The sequence below is a fragment of the Stenotrophomonas sp. YJH_SMC_14-1 genome (assembly GCF_059372275.1).
Map to the genome: position 1 here is coordinate 26,971 of NZ_JCAFVK010000008.1, position 16,221 is coordinate 43,191.

At 66.9% G+C, this 16,221-nt stretch carries 16 protein-coding genes and 1 riboswitch; of the genes, 12 read left to right on the top strand and 4 right to left on the bottom strand.

Annotated features, from left to right (window positions below):
• Positions 1–45: 45 nt before the first annotated feature.
• The 3 genes from AC5P9P_RS16270 to acs form a co-directional block, all read right to left on the bottom strand.
• Positions 46–621 carry a manganese efflux pump MntP gene (locus AC5P9P_RS16270; RefSeq protein ID WP_033835355.1) on the bottom strand — a complete coding sequence of 192 codons (576 nt, stop codon included), beginning with the start codon at positions 619–621 and terminating at the stop codon, positions 46–48.
• An 88-nt stretch (positions 622–709) separates the two neighbouring features.
• Positions 710–799: riboswitch (yybP-ykoY riboswitch) on the bottom strand.
• A gap of 233 nt (positions 800–1,032) precedes the next feature.
• Entirely contained in the window at positions 1,033–1,698 is a 666-nt protein-coding gene (locus AC5P9P_RS16275) for a response regulator transcription factor (RefSeq protein WP_005411662.1), read from the bottom strand.
• Between the two features lie 79 nt (positions 1,699–1,777).
• On the bottom strand, positions 1,778–3,721 hold the full coding sequence (gene acs / locus AC5P9P_RS16280) for an acetate--CoA ligase (protein ID WP_005411661.1): 1,944 nt from the start codon (positions 3,719–3,721) through the stop codon (positions 1,778–1,780).
• A 245-nt stretch (positions 3,722–3,966) separates the two neighbouring features.
• On the opposite strand from acs, the gene AC5P9P_RS16285 reads away from it, so the two are divergent.
• The 4 genes from AC5P9P_RS16285 (at position 3,967) to xth (ending at position 9,659) form a co-directional block, all read left to right on the top strand.
• Complete coding sequence (locus AC5P9P_RS16285) at positions 3,967–5,394, top strand: DcaP family trimeric outer membrane transporter (RefSeq protein ID WP_005411660.1); 1,428 nt, start codon at positions 3,967–3,969, stop codon at positions 5,392–5,394.
• Between the two features lie 78 nt (positions 5,395–5,472).
• A complete protein-coding gene (locus AC5P9P_RS16290) occupies positions 5,473–7,137 on the top strand; it encodes an MFS transporter (protein ID WP_033835354.1) in 1,665 nt (554 codons plus the stop codon).
• Positions 7,138–7,350: 213 nt separating this feature from the next.
• Positions 7,351–8,760 carry a coniferyl aldehyde dehydrogenase gene (locus tag AC5P9P_RS16295; RefSeq protein WP_049403622.1) on the top strand — a complete coding sequence of 470 codons (1,410 nt, stop codon included), beginning with the start codon at positions 7,351–7,353 and terminating at the stop codon, positions 8,758–8,760.
• Between the two features lie 131 nt (positions 8,761–8,891).
• Positions 8,892–9,659: an exodeoxyribonuclease III gene (gene xth / locus AC5P9P_RS16300; RefSeq protein WP_033835352.1), complete on the top strand. Its 768-nt coding sequence runs from the start codon at positions 8,892–8,894 to the stop codon at positions 9,657–9,659.
• Between the two features lie 72 nt (positions 9,660–9,731).
• On the opposite strand, the gene AC5P9P_RS16305 is transcribed toward xth, so the two are convergent.
• Positions 9,732–9,983 (bottom strand): GlsB/YeaQ/YmgE family stress response membrane protein, encoded by a 252-nt coding sequence (locus tag AC5P9P_RS16305; RefSeq protein WP_005411656.1) that lies wholly within the window; start codon positions 9,981–9,983, stop codon positions 9,732–9,734.
• Between the two features lie 84 nt (positions 9,984–10,067).
• Here AC5P9P_RS16305 and AC5P9P_RS16310 point away from each other — a divergent pair, with 84 nt between their 5' ends.
• The 8 genes from AC5P9P_RS16310 (at position 10,068) to AC5P9P_RS16345 (ending at position 16,209) form a co-directional block, all read left to right on the top strand.
• On the top strand, positions 10,068–10,667 hold the full coding sequence (locus tag AC5P9P_RS16310; RefSeq protein WP_049403623.1) for a 4'-phosphopantetheinyl transferase family protein: 600 nt from the start codon (positions 10,068–10,070) through the stop codon (positions 10,665–10,667).
• Positions 10,668–10,706: 39 nt separating this feature from the next.
• On the top strand, positions 10,707–11,345 hold the full coding sequence (rsmG, locus tag AC5P9P_RS16315; protein WP_495232956.1) for a 16S rRNA (guanine(527)-N(7))-methyltransferase RsmG: 639 nt from the start codon (positions 10,707–10,709) through the stop codon (positions 11,343–11,345).
• A gap of 113 nt (positions 11,346–11,458) precedes the next feature.
• A complete protein-coding gene (locus AC5P9P_RS16320) occupies positions 11,459–12,256 on the top strand; it encodes a ParA family protein (protein WP_005411653.1) in 798 nt (265 codons plus the stop codon).
• Positions 12,256–13,179: a ParB/RepB/Spo0J family partition protein gene (locus AC5P9P_RS16325; RefSeq protein ID WP_033835350.1), complete on the top strand. Its 924-nt coding sequence runs from the start codon at positions 12,256–12,258 to the stop codon at positions 13,177–13,179. Before AC5P9P_RS16320 ends, AC5P9P_RS16325 begins: the two co-directional genes overlap by 1 nt.
• Positions 13,180–13,304: 125 nt before the next feature.
• Positions 13,305–14,039: a suppressor of fused domain protein gene (locus AC5P9P_RS16330; protein WP_024957791.1), complete on the top strand. Its 735-nt coding sequence runs from the start codon at positions 13,305–13,307 to the stop codon at positions 14,037–14,039.
• 45 nt (positions 14,040–14,084) lie between these two features.
• On the top strand, positions 14,085–15,050 hold the full coding sequence (locus AC5P9P_RS16335; RefSeq protein ID WP_005411650.1) for an NAD-dependent epimerase/dehydratase family protein: 966 nt from the start codon (positions 14,085–14,087) through the stop codon (positions 15,048–15,050).
• An 89-nt stretch (positions 15,051–15,139) separates the two neighbouring features.
• Positions 15,140–15,862, top strand: a complete 723-nt coding sequence (locus AC5P9P_RS16340) for a glycosyltransferase family 2 protein (protein WP_033835348.1) — start codon at positions 15,140–15,142, stop codon at positions 15,860–15,862.
• Entirely contained in the window at positions 15,862–16,209 is a 348-nt protein-coding gene (locus AC5P9P_RS16345; RefSeq protein ID WP_005414908.1) for a lipid-A-disaccharide synthase N-terminal domain-containing protein, read from the top strand. The genes AC5P9P_RS16340 and AC5P9P_RS16345 overlap by 1 nt, the downstream gene beginning before the upstream one ends.
• Positions 16,210–16,221 lie beyond the last annotated feature (12 nt).

Genomic DNA, 16,221 nt, shown 5'->3' on the forward strand with positions numbered 1-16,221 from the left:
AGGTAGTGCCGGCCGCTGGCCGGCAACCACGTAATCGCGGAAGCGTTACCCCACGCCGTGCAGGTGCTCGTACAGGATCGTCGCGCCGATGATCACCAGGATCACGCCACCGATGATCTCGGCACGCTTGCCGACCATGCTGCCCAGCACGCGGCCGAGCATGATGCCGACGGTGACCATGGTCAGCGTGCACAGGCCGATGACCGCGGCCATCACGCCGATATGCACGTCCATGAAGGCCAGGCCGATGCCCACCGCCATCGCGTCGATGCTGGTGGCGAAACCGGTCAACGCCAGCTTCCAGAAGCCATGGTGCTGGGAGGGGTCTTCGTCCTCGTCGGCACTTTCCGGGCGCAGGCCGTTGTAGATCATGTGGATGCCCAGTGCGCCGAGCAGGCCGAAGGCGATCCAGTGGTCGAAGGCTTCGACGTACTGCAGCGCGGCGCGGCCGAGCAGCCAGCCGATGATGGGCGTGATCGCCTCGATGACGCCGAAGATGATGCCGGCCCGCAGTGCATCGCGGAACACCGGCTTGCGCATGGCCGCACCCTTGCCGATCGCCGCAGCGAAGGCATCGGTGGACATGGCAAAGCCGATCAGGAGGATCGAAATGGGGGACATGGGCAGCTGCTGAGGTCGGGCTAGGACGGACGCACGGCCTGCGCTCGCGCCCAACCTGACGTTGCGCGCGCGGGCCGCTGGTCTCGCCAACCATCATGGTTGTCCACGCCACGGCGCACCGGCCGAGTATGTTGACGTGGACGATTCCTGCAAAGGAATCCGGCTACTCCCCAAGGGGACGCGAAGCTTAGCATCGCGATTCGCGCGTGGCGCATTTCCAGCGAAACGCGCAGGCACGGCTGGTTTGTATAGCGAAGGCTATATCGTGGGCGCAGCGGTGCCTGGTAGTGCCGGCCGCTGGCCGGCATGCGCAACGGCGAGAGCGTGCCACGCAAGCTTGGCACCTACCGAAGCGGTTTCGGGTGATTTCAGGGGCTGAAGGCGATTGCCGGCCAGCGGCCGGCACTACCGTCAGTCTTCTTCCGGCGGCAGCACGATGGCGTCGTCGTCGATCGCCAGCTTGCCGGCCATCAGCACGGCCTGGGTGCGGTTGGTCACGCCCAGCTTGCGCAGGATGGCGGTGACGTGGGCCTTGATCGTCGCTTCGGAGACGTTGAGGTCGTAAGCGATCTGCTTGTTCAAGCGGCCTGCGCCCAGCATCTGCAACACACGGAACTGTTGCGGGGTCAGCTCGCGCAGTCGCTGGCCGACTTCGCGTTCCTCGCGCTCGGTGGGCGGCACGTTGTGCGCTTCCGGCGGCGCCCAGGTCTCGCCATCGAGGATGGTGCCCAGTGCGTGGCCGATGGTGTCCGAATCCGCAGACTTCGGAATGAAGCCCAGCGCGCCGTGGTCGAGCGCGCGGCGCATCACCGTCGCCTCTTCGCGCGCGGACACCACTACCACCGGCAGGTGCGGATGCAGCGAGCGCATGTGCACCAGTGCATTGAAACCCTGCGCACCGGGCATGTTGAGATCCATCAGGACCAGGTCGGCGTCGTTGTGCTGGTCGGCCAGCGCGTACAGCGCTTCCACGCTGTCTGCCTCGAACAGCTGCACGCCGGGGATGACCCGCTGCACGGCGCCGCGCAGGGCTTCGCGGAACAGCGGGTGGTCATCGGCAATCAGGAGGGTGGTCATGGTCGGGGGGAACCGTGAGGGAAAGCAGATGGGGTCAGAGCCCTTTCCTTGCGGAAAGGGATCCGACCCCGGTCGTACGTCAGCGCACCTTGCGTTCGTCCACCAGCGACGCCACCACCGACGGATCGGCCAGGGTCGAGGTGTCGCCAAGCTGGTCGGGCGCGTTCTCGGCGATCTTGCGCAGGATGCGGCGCATGATCTTGCCCGAGCGGGTCTTCGGCAGGCCCGGTGCCCACTGCAGGTGGTCGGGCGTGGCGATCGGGCCGATCTCCTTGCGCACCCAGGCAATCAGCTCCTTGTGCAGCTCATCGCTCGGTGCCTCTTCGGCCACCAGGGTGACGTAGGCGTAGATGCCCTGGCCCTTGACGTCGTGCGGGAAGCCGACCACGGCCGCCTCGGCCACCTTCGGGTGCGAAACCAGCGCGCTTTCCACTTCGGCGGTGCCGATGCGGTGGCCGGACACGTTGATCACATCGTCGACGCGGCCGGTGATCCAGTAGTAGCCGTCCTCGTCGCGTCGGCAACCGTCGCCGGTGAAGTAGCTGCCCGGGTAGGTACGGAAATACGTATCGATGAAACGCTGGTGGTCGCCGTACACCGTGCGCATCTGGCCCGGCCAGGAATCGCGGATGATCAGGTTGCCCTCGGTCGGGCCGTCCTGGATCTCGCCATCGGCATTGACCAGCGCCGGCTGCACGCCGAAGAAGGGCAGGGTGGCCGACCCCGGCTTGAGATCCATCGCGCCGGCCAGCGGCGAGATCAGGATGCCGCCGGTTTCGGTCTGCCACCAGGTATCGACGATCGGGCAGCGGCTGTCGCCAACCACCTCGTAGTACCAGCGCCAGGCTTCCGGATTGATCGGCTCGCCGACGCTGCCGAGCAGGCGCAGCGAGGCGCGCGAGGTCTTCTTCACCGGCTCCTCGCCTTCGCGCATCAGCGCGCGGATGGCGGTCGGGGCGGTGTAGAAGATGGTCACCTTGTGCTTGTCGATGACGTTCCAGAAACGCGAGGTGTCCGGGTAGTTCGGCACGCCTTCGAACATCAGCGAGGTCGCGCCGTTGGCCAGCGGCCCGTACACGATGTAGCTGTGGCCGGTGACCCAGCCGACGTCGGCGGTGCACCAGTAGATGTCGTCCTCGCGCAGGTCGAACACCGCTTCATGGGTGTAGGCCGCGTACAGCAGGTAACCGCCGGTGGTGTGCAGCACGCCCTTCGGCTTGCCAGTGGAACCGGAGGTGTAGAGGATGAACAGCGGGTCTTCCGCGTTCATGCGTTCCGGTTCGCAGGTGGCCGGCTGGCTGTCCACCACATCGTGGAACCAGCGGTCGCGCGGGGCCTGCATGTCCACCGCACCGCCGGTGTGGCGCACCACCAGCACGGTTTCCACGGTATTGGTGCCCGGCAGCTTCAGCGCGGCATCAACGTTGGCCTTCAGCGGAATCCTGCGGCCACCGCGCAGGCCCTCGTCGGCGGTGATGATCAGCTTGCTCTGGCAGTCGCTGACGCGGTCGGCGATCGAGTTCGGCGCGAAGCCACCGAACACCACCGAGTGGATCGCACCGATGCGCGCGCAGGCCAGCATGGCCACGGCGGCGTCGACGATCATCGGCAGGTAGATGGTGACGCGGTCGCCCTTCTTGACGCCGAGATTGCGCAGTGCATTGCCGAGGCGGCAGGTGCGCTCGTACAGCTCGCGGTAGGTCACGTGCTGGGCCGGTGCATCCGGGCCGTCCGGCTCGAACAGCAGGGCGGTCTTGTCGCCGCGCGTTTCCAGCTGGCGATCCAGGCAGTTCACGCTGGCATTGAGCTCGCCATCTTCGAACCACTTGATGTGGAAGTCGGACAGGTCGTAGCTGACGTTCTTGATCCTGGTCGGCTTGCGCATCCATTGCAGGCGCTCGGCGGCCTTGCCCCAGAAACCATCCGGGTCGGTCACCGACGCCTGGTACTGCTGTTCGTACGACGTCTTGTCGATGCGTGCCTTGGCGGCGAACTGCGGATCGACGGGGTAGATATCAGCCATGGCACCCTCACTTGCACGTTGACTTTGTATGTGCGGTCGCAGCATCGCAGCGACCGATCCCCCTCAGTTTGCCCCATCCACCCCCGGCCGCGTCACCACTCTGGTTAGACCATGGTCGAAAGTGAGCGCCCAGCAGGGCCGGGTTCGACCAATGGCGAATAGCCGCTATACATAATCGCCCCGCAGTCTCGGCTCGACCGTGCCCCACGCGCGGCATCACCTTGCCACTTGGGAGAGAGGGCAACATGAGCCACCGTACGTTGAAAGCCGTGCGCACACCTTTGGCGGCCTGCCTGTTGGTCGCCCTGGTCGCACCGGGCATGGCGTTCGCTGAGACCGCCAAAGAGAAGGCACTGGAAGCACGCGTTGCCGAACTGGAACGCCAGGTCCAGCTGCTGCTGTCTTCGCAGCAACAACAACAGACCCAGATCAGCCAGACCCAGCAGGCGGTGACCGAAGTGCGCACGGTGCAGGCCGGGCAGAAGCCGGTTGCTTCGGTGCCGGCCGGCAAGCAGCCGATCCAGGTCACCACCATCACCCCGGGCGCCGCGCCGGGTACCACGGTCAAGATCGGCGGCTTCATCAAGGCCGACTTCCTGGCCACCCAGACCAGCGATGGCCAGCTGGCCGACGACGCCACCGGCCGCTCGCTGTACCTGCCGGGCCAGACCCCGGTGGAAGGCGCCGGCGGCAGCGGCAAGCGTTCGGGCACCGACTTCAACGCCCATGCCAAGTTCTCGCGATTCAACCTGGGCATCGACAACGTGAGCGAATCGGGCAACAAGGCCGGTGCGTTCTTCGAGATGGACTTCTTCGGCAACTCGCTGGGCAACCAGACCGCCACCAATACCTACGGTGTGACCCTGCGCCACGCCTACATGTACTGGAACAACTGGATGGCAGGCCAGACCTGGTCCAACTTCATGGACGCGGCCGCGCTGCCCGAAGCGGTCGACTTCGTCGGGCCCACCGACGGCGTGATCTTCGTGCGCCAGGCCCAGGTGCGCTACACCCAGGGTGGCTTCAGCGTCGCGCTGGAAAACCCGGAAACCACCACCCTTACCGGTACCCGCAACCCGGTCACCGGCGCCTGGACCAACACCAGCGCCAACTCCGACCGTGGCAGCCTGCCTGACCTGACCCTGCGCTATGGCTGGAAGGGTGACTGGGGCACCTTCGGTGTCGGCGGCATCGTCCGTCAGCTGAAGGTCGACAACCAGGCCACCGGCGCCAAGGCCGACAAGGTGGCTGGCGGCCTGACCCTGGGCGGCAAATGGGTGATGGGCGACAGCGATTCGCTGCACTACCAGCTGACCGGCGGCGAAGGCATCGCCCGCTACATCGGCCTGGGCATCACCGCCGACAGCGCCTATGACGTGGCCCGCGACGAGCTCAACCCGACCGGCGTGCTGGCCGGCTACGTGGGCTGGCGGCATGCGTTCTCGCCGAAGCTGCGCACCAACCTGATCTATGCGCGCAGCGACTACGACAACGACAGCATCCTGGGCCCGCTGGTGACCAAGAGCGTGCAGAGCATCCGCGGCAACATCTTCTACTCGCCGCTGCCCAAGGTCGATATCGGCGCCGAGCTGATGTACGGCCGTCGCGAAGTGGAGAACGGCAACAAGGGTGACATCACCCGATTGCAGTTCACTACGAAGTACAGCTTCTAAGAGCGTGCCGGCCAGCGGCCGGCACCTACCGAGATTGAATGCCGACCAAGGTCGGCATCTACAGAGGGAAAACGTCCCATGTCCAGCACTGCATCCAGCCCGCACAATGCGGCGGGCACCCTGACCAAGGGCCACAAGAAGGTCATCTTCGCATCGAGCCTCGGCACGGTGTTCGAGTGGTATGACTTCTTCCTGTACGGCTCGCTCGCGGCCATCATCGCCAAGCAGTTCTTCAGTGGCGTCAATGAAACCACGGGCATGATCTTCGCCCTGCTGGCGTTTGCCGCCGGCTTCTTCGTGCGTCCGTTCGGCGCGGCCTTCTTCGGCAGCCTCGGCGACCGCATCGGCCGCAAGTACACCTTCCTGGTCACCATCCTGATCATGGGCATCTCGACCTTCCTGGTCGGCGTGCTGCCCAACTACGCCTCGATCGGTTTCGCCGCACCGGTGATCCTGATCATCCTGCGCCTGGCCCAGGGCCTGGCGATGGGCGGCGAGTACGGCGGTGCCGCCACCTACGTGGCCGAGCACGCGCCGGACGACAAGCGTGGCCTGTACACCAGCTTCATCCAGTGCACCGCCACGCTCGGCCTGTTCCTGTCGCTTCTGATCATCCTGGCCTGCCGCATGACGCTGGGCAACGAGGCCTTCGAAGCCTGGGGCTGGCGCATTCCGTTCCTGGTCTCGATCCTGCTGCTGGGCATTTCGGTATGGATCCGCCTGCAGCTGAGCGAATCGCCGCTGTTCCAGCAGATGAAGGCTGAAGGCAAGGGCTCCAAGACCCCGTTCCGCGACAGCCTGAAGGGCGGCAACCTGAAGCTGATGCTGCTGGTCCTGCTCGGTGCAGCGGCTGGCCAGGCCGTGGTCTGGTACGGCGGACAGTTCTACGCGCTGTTCTTCCTCAGCAGCATGCTGAAGGTCGATGCCACCACCTCCTACCTGCTGATCGCCGCAGCGCTGGCGCTGGGCACGCCATTCTTCATCTTCTTCGGCTGGCTGTCCGACCGCATCGGCCGCAAGAAGATCATCCTGGCCGGCTGCCTGCTGGCGGCCATCACCTACATCCCGATCTTCAAGGGCCTGACCCACTTCGCCAACCCGGCCATCGAAGAAGCCCGCAGCAGCTCGCCGGCCCTGGTCGTGGCCGATCCGGCTACCTGCTCGTTCCAGTTCGATCCGGTTGGCCTGCGCAAGTTCACCAGCTCCTGCGACGTGGCCACCGCCGCACTGACCAAGGCTGGTGTGCCGTACGACGTGCAGCCAGCCGCCGCCGGTTCGCTGGCGATGGTGAACGTGGGCAGCGCCAGCGTCACCTCGTATGAGGCCGCCGGCCTGACCAAGGAAGAAGGCAAGGCCAAGGCTGACGCGTTCGGTGCGGAACTGAAGACCGCCCTGACCACTGCCGGCTACCCGGCCAAGGCCGATGGCGCCCGCATCAACATCGCCGGCACCATCTTCATGCTGTGGCTGCTGGTGCTGTACGTGACCATGGTCTACGGCCCGATCGCCGCCTACCTGGTCGAACTGTTCCCGACCCGCATCCGCTACACCTCGATGTCGCTGCCGTACCACATCGGCAACGGCTGGTTCGGTGGCTTCCTGCCGGCGATCTCGTTCGCGCTGGTGGCCGGTACCGGCAACCTCTACTACGGCCTGTGGTACCCCATCATCATCGCGCTGATGTCGGTGGTGATCGGCGGCCTGTTCCTGCGTGAGACCAAGGACGTGGATATCACCAAGTAACCGGTGTGCCGACCAACGGTCGGCACCCACCGGGTTTCAAGGGCCGCGGTGCAGACCGCGGCCTTTCTGTTTGTGGGGCGTGCCCACTCGGCTCGCAATCCGGTAATGCCGGCCGCTGGCCGGCAACCTCATGAATCTCCGCGGACATGAAGCCCTTGCCGGCCAGCGGCCGACACTACCTTTGCGTCGCGCAGCACCCCGTATAGTCGGCCCATGACCGCCACTACGCCGGAAGACCTCCCCGCCCTCCTGCACACCCTGCGCAGCGCCTGGCAGTCGCAGCGCCCGTCGCTGGACCAGCGCGAAGCTGACCTGCGCCGCCTGCGCGAGGCGCTGAAGCCACGCCTGGACGAAATGGCGCAGGCCATCGCCGAGGATTTCGGCCATCGCGCCCACGTTGAATCGAAACTGGCCGATGGCATGAGCGTGCTGTCGGCCATCGACCACCTGCGCCGCCACCTGCGGCGCTGGTCGAAGCCGCAGCGGGTCGGTGCAGGCTGGAAGCTGTGGCCGGCGCGTGCGCAGCTGCGGCCGACGCCGCTGGGCGTGGTCGGGGTGATCTCGCCCTGGAATTACCCGGTTACGCTGGCGCTGGTGCCGCTGGCCACCGCGATTGCCGCCGGCAACCATGTGTTGCTGAAGCCCTCGGAACACACACCACGCACCAGCGCATTCCTGGCCGATCTGCTGGCCAGTGTGTTCCCGCCCGATCGCGTGGCGGTGGTGCAGGGTGGGGCGGATGTGGCGGCGGCGGTGTCCTCGCTGCCGCTGGACCATCTGCTGTTCACCGGCTCGACCGCCGTCGGTCGCAAGGTGATGGCGGCCGCTGCCGAGCATCTGGTGCCGGTCACGCTGGAGCTGGGCGGCAAGTCGCCGGCGATTGTCTGCCGCGATTTCCCGCTGGACAAAGCCGCCGCGCGGCTGGCCACCGGCAAGTGGTTCAACGCGGGCCAGACCTGCATCGCGCCGGATTACGTGCTGATCGATACGGTCCGCCAGCGCGAGTTCGTACAGGCGCTGCAGCAGCAGGTGCGCGAGCGCTATGGCGACTTCAGCGATGCCGACGACTACACCCGCATCATCAATGAAGGCCAGTACCGGCGCCTGCAGGGCTACCTGGCACAGGCGCGGCAGCGCGGGGTGCCGGTGATTCCGCTGGCGCAGGTGGACGACGCGCGCGCCGACCGCGAGCGCCTGCTGGTGCCGACCGTGGTGCTGGACCCGCCGGACGACCTGGACCTGATGCGCGAGGAGATCTTCGGGCCGATCCTGCCGGTGCGGGCCTATCCGGACCTGGAGGCGGCGCTGGCCGACGTGCTGTCCCGCGACCGGCCGCTGGCGCTGTATCCCTTCAGCCACGACACGGCGACGGTAGAGCGCATCCTCGGCCAGGTGGTGGCCGGCGGGGTGACGGTGAATGACACGCTGCTGCACTTCGCCGCCGATGGATTGCCGTTTGGCGGGGTCGGGGCCAGCGGCATGGGCGCGTACCATGGCCGGGCCGGGTTCGATGCGATGAGCAAGCGGCTGCCGGTGCTGTGGCAGTCGCGCTGGGCCGCCAGCGACCGGCTGCGCCCGCCGTACTCAAAGATTGCGGGGTTGTTGAAGCTGCTGCTTCGGTAGTGCCGGCCGCTGGCCGGCAACTGCGGGGTCTTGCCGGCGGTTCATGGGGTTGCCGGCCAGCGGCCGGCACTACCGGCGGGTGCCCACCTGGGGTGGCACGCGTGCCAAGCGCACCCGGGTAGAATGCCCGCATGAAGATCGCCTCGTGGAACGTCAATTCGCTCAATGTCCGCCTGCCGCACCTGGAGCAGTGGCTCAGGGAGTTCGGCCCGGACATCGTCGGTATCCAGGAAACCAAGCTGGAGGACCACAAGTTCCCTGATTCTGCGCTGATCGCCGCCGGCTACCGCAGCGTGTTCGCCGGCCAGAAGACCTACAACGGCGTGGCGCTGCTGTCGCGTGAGCCGGCGCAGGACGTGCAGATCGGCATTCCCGGCTTCGAGGACGAACAGAAGCGCGTCATTGCCGGTACCTTCGGCGACCTGCGGGTGATCAACCTGTACGTGGTCAATGGCCAGGACATCGGCACCGACAAGTACGACTACAAGCTGCGCTGGCTGGAAGCGGTGCATGCCTGGATCGCCGAAGAACTGCAGCGGCATCCGAAGCTGATCGTGATGGGTGACTTCAACATCGCCCCGGACGCGCGCGATGTGCACGATCCGGAGGTGTGGAACGACAACCACATCCTGACCTCCACCGCCGAGCGCGGCGCGCTCAACAAGCTGCTGCAGCTGGGCCTGCACGATGGCTTCCGCCTGCACAACGACGAGGCGGGCACCTTCAGCTGGTGGGATTACCGTGCCGCCGGCTTCCGCCGCAACCTGGGCCTGCGCATCGACCTGACCCTGGTCTCCGACGCGCTGAAGGGCAGCGCGGTGGCCTCGGGCATCGACCGCGAGCCGCGCACCTGGGAACGCCCGAGCGACCATGCGCCGGCCTGGGTGCAGATCGGTTGAACGAACAGGGCCCGACGATTGCCGGGCCCGTTCTGGAACATCTGCCGGCCAGTGGCCGGCACTACCCTCAGATCACCGTATGCTCTTGCGGGTGAACAGGTTGACGATCGCCAGCAGGATCACCGCGCCGATCAGCGAGAACAGGAAGGTGCGGATGGTGATCGCTTCGTTGATGCCGCCGCCGAACAGCCAGCCGGAAATCAGCGCGCCGACGATGCCGACCACGATGTTGAGGATGATGCCCTGCTGGGCATCGCGCTTCATGATGATGCTGGCCAGCCAGCCTACGATGCCGCCGACGATCAGCCAGATGATGATGCCCATGATCGAACCTCGGGTGGGGAACTGTGACCAGTTGACGCGCAGGGCTGTGAACCCGTCGTGCAATTGCGTGATGGGCGCGTGCGGATGAGCCTGCCAGCCACCCTCGACGGTCCGTGGCGCTTCGGTCCGGTAACGGTCTGGCGGCGTCCGCACGTGCCGGGCCAGCGCGGTGAACCTCAGGCCCGGCAGGTACTGGCGCAGGCGCTGGGCACCGATCCGCAGACGCTGCCACTGGTCCGCGATGACAAGGGCCGGCCGGAGCTGAGCGGCCCGTTGGCCCACTACGGGACCGGCTGGAGCCACAGCGGTGAGGTGCTGCTGGTGGCGCTGGGCGAAGGCGTGCGGCTGGGCGTGGACCTGGAACTGCTGCGGCCGCGGCCGCGTCTTCTGGAAATCGTGCGGCGCTTCTTCCACCCGCAGGAGGTGGCCTGGCTGGAACGCCTGGACGAGGCCGACCGCGAGCACTGGTTCTTCCGCGTATGGTGCGTCAAGGAGGCGATCCTGAAGTCGCACGGGCAGGGCATCTCGTTCGGGCTGCACCGCCTGCAGCTGGCGCCGGGGGCCGATGGCGCCCTGCACCTGCGCTGGTGCGACCCGGAACTGGGCGAGGCCGCGCGCTGGCACCTGCACGAATGGCAGGCCACCGGCCAGTTCCGTGCGGCGTTGGCCTGGTATCCGCACTGAAGCGGGGAATCAGCGCGCAAAACCGGCGATAATGGCGGCATGAGCGAACACCCACTTCCCGCCAGCGTGGCTGCCACGCTGGAACAGGGCCTGGCCAGCATGGGCCTGGACGCCGCGCTGGCGCCGCCGCTGCTGCGCTACCTGGCCCTGCTGCACCGCTGGAACGGCACCTACAACCTCACCGCCATCCGCGATCCGCAGGAGATGGTCACCCGCCACCTGCTCGATTCGCTGGCGATGCAGCCGTTCGTGGCTGATGGCAGCCTGGCCGACCTCGGTACCGGCCCCGGGTTGCCCGGCATCCCGCTGGCGATCGCCTGCCCGGGCCTGCAGGTCACCCTGGTGGAGAGCAACGGCAAGAAGGCGCGCTTCATGCGCGAGGCCGTGCGCCAGCTCGGCCTGGGCAACGCCCGCGTGGCCGAATCGCGGGCCGAAGCGCTGGACGAGGCCGGTCGTTACGACCAGCTGACCGCGCGCGCAATGGATACCCTGGCCGGCATCGTCCGTGTCGGTGGCCATCTGCTGCGCCCCGGTGGCGTGCTGCTGGCCATGAAGGGTGTCTACCCGCATGAGGAGATCGCGGAACTGCCGGCTGGCTGGCAGGTGCGTGAGGTGACCCCGCTGAGGGTGCCCGGCCTGGCCGGCGAACGCCACCTGGTCACCGTTACAGGTCCCTGATTCCCGCCGCCAGCCCTTTGTGGAACAACGGGTTGGCGATCCACGATTTCCGCAAGGGGCCGGTTGTACGCATAATGACCGGTCCCAACCATCCGTCGACGAGGCACACCCGCATGGCCCGCATCATCGCCATCGCCAACCAGAAGGGTGGCGTCGGCAAGACCACGACCGCCGTCAACCTGGCCGCTTCCCTGGCCAACGCACCCAAGCGCGTGCTGTTGGTCGACCTGGACTCGCAGGGCAACGCGACCATGGGCAGCGGCGTGGACAAGCGTGAGCTGGCGGCCTCCACCTGCGATCTGCTGCTGGGCGAGAACAGCGCCGCCGATGTGCGCGTGCAGACCGCCGAAGGCTACGACCTGCTGCCGGGCAACATCGACCTGACCGCCGCCGAGATCCAGCTGATGGGCCAGAGCGAGCGCGAGCAGCGCCTGAAGCGCGCATTGGCGCCGATCCGCGACGAGTACGACTACATCCTGATCGATTGCCCGCCGGCGTTGTCGCTGCTGACGCTCAACGCGCTGGCCGCCGCCGATTCGGTGATCGTGCCGATGCAGTGCGAGTACTACGCACTGGAAGGCCTGAGTGCGCTGGTGGAAACCATCGAAGCGCTGCGCACCAGCCTGAACCCGGCGCTGGAGATCGAAGGCGTGCTGCGCACCATGTTCGACGTGCGCAACAACCTGGCCAACGCAGTGTCGGCCGAGCTCACCGAGCACTTCGGCGACCGCGTGTTCCGCACCATCGTGCCGCGCAACGTGCGCCTGGCCGAGGCGCCCAGCCATGGCCAGAGCATCGTCGGCTACGACCGCGCCTCGCGCGGTGGCGTGGCCTACCTGGGCCTGGCCGGCGAGATCATCCGCCGCAACAACGAACGCAACAAGGCCGCCAAGGCCGTGGAGACCGTCTGATGACCAGCAGCAAGCCGGCAGCCAAGAAGCGAGGCCTCGGCCGTGGCCTGGACGCGCTGCTGGGCCCGAAAGGCGCGGTCAGCCAGGTGCAGGCCACCGCTGCGGTGATCGAACCGCTGCCGGGTGAAGTGCTGCGCAAGTTGCCGGTCGGCCAGCTGCAGCCGGGCAAGTACCAGCCGCGCCGCGAGATGGACGAGGGCAAGCTTTCCGAGCTGGCCGACTCGATCAAGTCGCAGGGCGTGATCCAGCCGATCCTGGTGCGCCAGCTGCCGGCAGGCAACTACGAAATCGTCGCCGGTGAGCGCCGCTGGCGCGCATCGCAGCTGGCCGGCCTGGACGAAGTGCCGGTGGTGGTGCGCGAGCTGGAAGACCGCACCGTCATCGCGATGGCGCTGATCGAGAACATCCAGCGCGAAGACCTCAATCCGCTGGAAGAAGCCGAGGCGCTGCAGCGCCTGATCAGCGAGTTCACCCTGACCCATGCCGAGGCCGCCGAGGCCGTCGGCCGCTCGCGCGCGGCGGTGTCCAACCTGCTGCGCCTGCTGGAGCTGCCGGTGGCGATCCGGCTGCTGCTGGAAACCCGCCGCCTGGAAATGGGCCACGCCCGCGCGCTGCTGACCCTGGCTCCCGAGCTGGCTGGCAAGCTGGCGCAGGAAGCGGCCGATGAAGGCTGGTCGGTGCGCGAGGTCGAGCGCCGTGCGCAGGCCTTCGCCGCCGGCAAGGTGCCGAGCAACCGCCCGGTGGCGACGCCGAAGGTGCAGCAGGCCGACATCGCCTCGCTGGAAACCGAACTGTCCGAAGCACTGGGTGCCAAGGTGGCGATCAACCACGGCCGGGGCGGCAAGGGCAAGCTGATCATCCACTACACCGATCTGGATACCCTGGACGGCGTGCTGGAAAAGCTGCGTACGCGCCAGGGCTGAGCCCGGCGCAGCGCCAGGGGGTGCGGCCTGTTCCCGCCGCGTCCTGCAGATGACAGGGAACGCACCGCCGCGCGTGCCGGGGATGCACTGCTCTCCGGTCCGTGGCCTCATCCAGGGAACAGGACATGAGCAACGAATACGAGGACGTCAGCCCGGACGGCACCCAGATACTGGTACATCGCCGCGAAAAGGACTTCGTGCCCGCCATCGGCGAAGAACAGCACATCGAGGCGATCAGCGCCCACCTCGAACGCCATCTGGGCCCGGTGTCCGGTGTCTTCCACGAGATCATCTCCGACCTGGTGCACATCGACGTGCACGTGGTGCCGGCCAATGACCACTGCCCGTACCTGCGCCTGGTCACCTCCGGCATGAGCGACCTGCCGATGACCGTGCCCGCCGAGGTGGACGCGGACGTGCCGCGCTACATGGAACTGATGGTGACCCTGCCGGCCGACTGGCCGATCTCCCAGGACGCCTTCGAGGACGAGCGCAATTACTGGCCGGTGCGCCTGCTGAAGGGCATGGCGCGGTTGCCGCACGAGTACGACACCTGGCTGGGCTTCGGCCACACCATTCCCAACGGCCATCCCAGCGAGCCCTACGCGCCGGGCGTGGGTTTCGACGGTGCCATCGTGCTGTCGCCGGTGACCGCCCCGGAGGACTTCGCCACGCTGGCGCTGGAGGACGGCAGGACCATCAGCTTCATGAGCCTGGTTCCGCTGTACCCGGAAGAGATGGACCTGAAGCTGAGGAAGGGCGCCGAGGTGCTGCTCGACCGCTTCGATGCGAAGAACATCCAGGACGTGATCGAACCCGGCCGCACCAACGTGGCGAAGAAGCGTTTCGGTTTGTTCTGAGACCGGTAACATCAGGGGCCTGAACTTCGTTTCCAGGCCCCTGTCATGACCATCCTGCTCACCGGCGCTGCCGGCTTCATCGGTGCCTACACCGCCCGCGCGCTGCTGGAGGCCGGCCAGCCCGTGGTCGGCCTGGACAACTTCAACGACTACTATGACCCGCAGATCAAGCGCGACCGCGTGGCTGCGCTGTGCCCGGCGCTGGACCTGCGCACCCTGGACCTGACCGACCAGCAGGGCCTGGCGGCACTGTTCGACGAGGTGAAGCCGACTGCGGTGATCCACCTGGCCGCGCAGGCCGGCGTGCGCTATTCGCTGGAAAACCCGCACGCCTACGTCGACAGCAACCTGGTCGGCTTCGTCAACATGCTCGAACTGTGCCGTCACCGTGGCGTGCAGCACCTGGTGTATGCCTCCAGCAGCTCGGTCTACGGTGATTCGGCCACGCCGCCGTTCTCCGAGGACCAGCGCGTGGACCAGCCGCGCTCGCTGTACGCGGCGACCAAGGCGGCCAACGAGCTGATGGCCTACACCTACGCGCAGCTGTACGGCCTGCATGCCACCGGCCTGCGCTTCTTCACCGTGTATGGCCCGTGGGGCCGGCCGGACATGGCACCGCTGCTGTTCTCGCGTGCGGTGCTGGCCGGGCGGCCGATCGACGTGTTCAACGAGGGCCGCATGCAGCGTGATTTCACACATGTCTCCGACATCGTGTCGGGTATCCTCGGCGCGCTCGCGCATCCGGCCGATGGTCCGGTACCGCACCGGGTGTTCAACCTCGGCAACCATACGCCGGTCGAGCTGGAGCGCTTCATCAGCGTGATCGAGCAGGCCGCCGGTCGCCCCGCGCAGAAGGTCTACAAGCCGATGCAGCCGGGCGACATGGTGCGCACGATGGCCGATACCCGGCGCGCTCATGACGCATTCGGCTTCGACGCGGTGACCCCGATCGAAGAAGGGTTGCCCCCCGTCGTGCAGTGGTGCCGCGAGTATTTTGGCGACCGCGCCTGAGGTCGGATCCTCACACAGCCGGATTCATCTTCGGATAACCTCGGCTTCGGAGAATGCGCGGTCTTTGTCCCCCTTTGGCCGAGTGCCTTATGAGCCAACCCGAGCTTTCCGTTGTCGTCCCGGTGTTCAACGAACGCGACAACGTCGCCCCGCTGGTTGCCGAAATCACCGCTGCACTGCGTGGCCGGCTGCCGTTCGAGATCATCTACATCGACGATCACTCGCGCGATGACACCCTGGCGGTGCTGCAGGGGCTGAAGGCGACCACGCCGGAACTGCGGGTGCTGCACCATGTGAACCAGAGCGGGCAGAGCACCGCCGTGCGCACCGGCGTCAAGCACGCACGTGCGCCGTGGATCGCGACCCTGGATGGCGATGGCCAGAACGATCCGGCCGACATTCCCAAGCTGCTGGCCGCGCGCGATGCCGCCGAGGCGCAGGTGAAGCTGTTCGCCGGCTGGCGGGTCAACCGCCAGGACAGCGGCAGCAAGCGCTGGGCCAGCAAGTGGGCCAACGCCATCCGCGCACGCATGCTGCGCGACGATACGCCCGATACCGGCTGCGGCATCAAGCTGTTCGAGCGCAGCGCGTTCCTCGACCTGCCGTACTTCGACCACATGCACCGCTACCTGCCCGCGCTGATGCAGCGTGCCGGCTGGAAGACCACCAGCGTGCCGGTCAACCACCGCCACCGTACCGCCGGCGTGTCCAAGTACAACAACCTGGGCCGTGCACTGGTCGGCATCCGTGACCTGCGCGGCGTGGCGTGGCTGATCACCCGCAGCAAGCGCACCGCAGTGGAGGAGCGTTGATGGATCTGGAGCTGCACTGGCTCGACCAGCCGCTGACCTGGTTGTACTGGACCGGCCTGCATGTGACCGGCTGGAAGCTGATCGGCTATACCGGCGCGCTGATGTTTGGCGGCCGCTGGCTGGTCCAGTTCATCGCGTCCAAGCGTGCGGGCAAGCCGGTGATCCCGCGCCTGTTCTGGTACATGAGCGTGGTCGGCAGCCTGATGACGCTGAGCTACTTCCTGTTCTCGGCCAAGCAGGACTCGGTGGGCGTGCTGCAGAACCTGTTCCCGGCGTTCACCGCGCTGTACAGCCTGCAGCTGGACATCAAGCACCGGGGCTGGAAGCGGGACAAGGCCAGTCACTGAGGCCCCGGGTTC

What these genes read in the sequence shown, in the direction of transcription:
- AC5P9P_RS16270 (WP_033835355.1), bottom strand. Translation starts at nt 621, where the DNA reads ATGTCCCCCATTTCGATCCTCCTGATCGGCTTTGCCATGTCCACCGAT.
- AC5P9P_RS16275 (WP_005411662.1), bottom strand. Translation starts at nt 1,698, where the DNA reads ATGACCACCCTCCTGATTGCCGATGACCACCCGCTGTTCCGCGAAGCC.
- acs (WP_005411661.1), bottom strand. Translation starts at nt 3,721, where the DNA reads ATGGCTGATATCTACCCCGTCGATCCGCAGTTCGCCGCCAAGGCACGC.
- AC5P9P_RS16285 (WP_005411660.1), top strand. Translation starts at nt 3,967, where the DNA reads ATGAGCCACCGTACGTTGAAAGCCGTGCGCACACCTTTGGCGGCCTGC.
- AC5P9P_RS16290 (WP_033835354.1), top strand. Translation starts at nt 5,473, where the DNA reads ATGTCCAGCACTGCATCCAGCCCGCACAATGCGGCGGGCACCCTGACC.
- AC5P9P_RS16295 (WP_049403622.1), top strand. Translation starts at nt 7,351, where the DNA reads ATGACCGCCACTACGCCGGAAGACCTCCCCGCCCTCCTGCACACCCTG.
- xth (WP_033835352.1), top strand. Translation starts at nt 8,892, where the DNA reads ATGAAGATCGCCTCGTGGAACGTCAATTCGCTCAATGTCCGCCTGCCG.
- AC5P9P_RS16305 (WP_005411656.1), bottom strand. Translation starts at nt 9,983, where the DNA reads ATGGGCATCATCATCTGGCTGATCGTCGGCGGCATCGTAGGCTGGCTG.
- AC5P9P_RS16310 (WP_049403623.1), top strand. Translation starts at nt 10,068, where the DNA reads ATGAGCCTGCCAGCCACCCTCGACGGTCCGTGGCGCTTCGGTCCGGTA.
- rsmG (WP_495232956.1), top strand. Translation starts at nt 10,707, where the DNA reads ATGAGCGAACACCCACTTCCCGCCAGCGTGGCTGCCACGCTGGAACAG.
- AC5P9P_RS16320 (WP_005411653.1), top strand. Translation starts at nt 11,459, where the DNA reads ATGGCCCGCATCATCGCCATCGCCAACCAGAAGGGTGGCGTCGGCAAG.
- AC5P9P_RS16325 (WP_033835350.1), top strand. Translation starts at nt 12,256, where the DNA reads ATGACCAGCAGCAAGCCGGCAGCCAAGAAGCGAGGCCTCGGCCGTGGC.
- AC5P9P_RS16330 (WP_024957791.1), top strand. Translation starts at nt 13,305, where the DNA reads ATGAGCAACGAATACGAGGACGTCAGCCCGGACGGCACCCAGATACTG.
- AC5P9P_RS16335 (WP_005411650.1), top strand. Translation starts at nt 14,085, where the DNA reads ATGACCATCCTGCTCACCGGCGCTGCCGGCTTCATCGGTGCCTACACC.
- AC5P9P_RS16340 (WP_033835348.1), top strand. Translation starts at nt 15,140, where the DNA reads ATGAGCCAACCCGAGCTTTCCGTTGTCGTCCCGGTGTTCAACGAACGC.
- AC5P9P_RS16345 (WP_005414908.1), top strand. Translation starts at nt 15,862, where the DNA reads ATGGATCTGGAGCTGCACTGGCTCGACCAGCCGCTGACCTGGTTGTAC.